The organism is Anaerobacillus sp. 1_MG-2023 (assembly GCF_030547345.1).
In the GTDB taxonomy this organism is placed as follows: domain Bacteria; phylum Bacillota; class Bacilli; order Bacillales; family Guptibacillaceae; genus Guptibacillus; species Guptibacillus hwajinpoensis_B.
The window spans coordinates 1-228 of the sequence record NZ_JAUORD010000333.1; the positions used below are offsets into that span (position 1 = coordinate 1).

The following is a 228-nucleotide window of genomic DNA, read 5'->3' on the forward strand; positions in this document are numbered from 1 at the left end:
TCGAGAAAACACATTCCTCATTTTTGAATAAGCTTCTATATCGAAAGCCCCGCCTTGATTTTTTTCATACTTATGATGAGCTATTTCCATTGCAATATTAAACATATAAACATTGGATGAACGTTGAAGGGCAGTTAATTCATTAATACTTCCCATGTTCACATATGATTTCTTTGGTTCTGTTCCAGGAAAATATAGTGGAGTATCATAAAAATAAGTATTTGGTTG

General features: G+C 32.0%; 1 pseudogene. It reads right to left on the minus strand.

Features of this window, described 5'->3' with window-relative positions:
• Window positions 1-228 (minus strand): annotated as a pseudogene (locus Q4550_RS24345) (penicillin-binding protein); the annotation flags it as partial.